Annotated in this window: 1 protein-coding gene; it reads right to left on the bottom strand. The window is 69.2% G+C overall.

All coding sequences use genetic code 11. The annotated features are described in order from the left end of the window. On the bottom strand, nucleotides 1-1,391 hold a 1,391-nt coding region (locus ABD143_RS38050; protein WP_343988741.1), incomplete at both ends, for a hypothetical protein.

The following is a 1,391-nucleotide window of genomic DNA, read 5'->3' as shown; positions in this document are numbered from 1 at the left end:
GAGCCGGGCGTCGATGTGGGCGTCGATGGTGCGCAGGGCGGCGCGCAGGGGTGGTGGGGCTTGGGGTCGGCCGGTGGCCATCAGTGGTCGCAGGACGCGGTTGTGGACCTTGGTGTAGAAGATGGCGAAGGCGAGGCCGTCGTCGGTGAGCCGGTAGAGGTTGCGGCCGGGGAGGCGCTCGATGAGTCCGTTGCGGCGCAGCCGGGTGAGGTCGTAGCTGGCTCGGTTCATGCCGTAGCTGGTGGCGGGGCCGGTGCCGGGGCTGTCGCCGAGCAGTCCGGTCATCAAGGCGCGCAGGCTCTTGTTGGTGATGCCGGTGACAGCGAGCAGGGTGTGGCAGATGGCGCCGGCCAGGGCTTGGACCCGGGGGTCGCCGAACCGCAGGGCTGGGGCCCTCCGCCCGTCCACCGTGGTGGTCGGGTGCGCGATCCGCTCAAAGGCTGGACTCGCAAGGACGCAGCCCTGACCGACCCGTTCAGTATCGAGCAGGCGACGGTTGACCGCACGGGCTCGGGCCTGAAGTTGCGGCAGGTTGTGCAGGCGGCGTTGGCAGCTCAGGTCATACGGGTCGTTGACCACGGTCTCGACCCGCAGGGCGCGACCGTCCTTGAGGTACTGCTTGATCCGGGAGTGCTTGTAGAAGGCGTTCACGGTGACCTCGACACCGCGGGTGACGAGCTTGGTCTTGCAACTTCCGGGTGGGATCGGCCCGCGGGTCCGGCGACCGAATATCAGCTCGACCTGTTCGGGGCGGCCGATGTCGAGGTTGTCGGCGACCAGCGCCTCGAAGAACCCGCGGGCGTGCCGCGGCGCGGTGAACACGATGGTGCGCGACACCTCGACCTGGCGCATCGACAGTTCCCACCAGTAGCCGCCGGCCCGGTCCGCGTCGGTGAGTGGCAGCGGCAGCACCGCGAACCAGCGCTGGGCGAACGCCTCGATGGTGGCCGGGCCGAGCCGGTCACAGATGGCCTGCAACCCGGCGGGGTCGTCGGTGGCGGCGAACCCGTTGGACAGCTCGGTGAACCCGATCCCGGCCCGGGCGGCCTGGCGTTTGGCCCACTCATGCCCGTTGACCCAGATCTTGGCCGGGTAGGGAAAGTAGGCGCAGACCTTGATGAACGCCGGCCCGAACTCGGCATCCCAGAGGTAGAAGTAGTAGCAGCTGACCCGGCGGTCGGCCTTGGTGAAGGAGAACCACGCAACCCCGTTGGCGCCGGTCTTCTTGGTGGCCAGGAACACCGGCGCGAACTCCTGCGCGATCCCGATCGCGGCCACCCCGGACCGGCCCGTTCTGGCCTGCGCGGCGAGGTAGGGCCGCATCTTGTCGATCTTGCGGTCGGTCCTGGTGAACCGCACCACCGGGATGTGCTCGTCCTCGGCGAACCGAC

Source organism: Pseudonocardia aurantiaca, from assembly GCF_039526725.1.
Taxonomy (GTDB): Bacteria; Actinomycetota; Actinomycetes; order Mycobacteriales; family Pseudonocardiaceae; genus Pseudonocardia; species Pseudonocardia aurantiaca.
The sequence above is the reverse complement of the archived record's forward strand: the minus strand, read 5'-3'. Positions and strand labels throughout refer to the sequence as shown.